Annotated in this window: 1 protein-coding gene; it reads right to left on the minus strand. The window is 66.3% G+C overall.

Going from position 1 to position 679, the window contains the following annotated elements:
• The coding region (locus AC1D00_RS44075) for a Vgb family protein (protein WP_477015069.1) at positions 1-679 on the minus strand (679 nt) is incomplete at both ends.

Here is a 679-nt window from a genome sequence, read left to right on the forward strand (position 1 = left end):
GATCTCGATCAGCCGCTGAGCGCCGACCTCGGCCACGACCAGCTTGCCGTCGCTCGTCCGCGCGATGCCCTCGGGCGTTTTCAGATCCTTGGCGATCACGGTCTTTTCGCCGTTCTTGTCGACCCGGGACACGAGCCCGGCGAAGGCTTCGGTGACATAGACCTCGCCAGCCGATCCACCGACCAGCCCGACCGGTCCCTCGAGGCCGCCGATCAGCGTGGTGCGATCCTTGCCGTGCTCGCCGCTGACGCGGACCAGCGACTTGGTGCCGAGCTCGGCCACCAGGATGGTGCCGTCCTCGAGCACGATGGCATCATGCGGCGCCTTGAAGCCATGCAGCATGTCGCGCGTCGCGCCGGTCTTGGCGTCGATCACCTGCACGGTGCCGGTGAACCAGCTCGACAGGACCACGTCGTTGCCCTTTGCCGTCGCGCTCATCGGATATTCGAGGGTGACGCCGTCGGCGTGCATGCGTGCCTTCTCGGTGACCTCGCCGGTCGCGCCGTCGATGGTGCGATAGGCGAACACGTCGGCGAGGTGGAGCGTGTCCTTGCCGTTGTCGGTGGTGACGCCGATGCCGCCGGGCAGCGCCAGCTTGCCCATGATGATCTGTTTGGCCTTACCGGTCGCGGGATCGACCTCCTGAATGCCGTTGTCGGCCATGTTGGAGACGTAGATG

The sequence above is a fragment of the Bradyrhizobium sp. P2_E8 genome, from assembly GCF_056403875.1.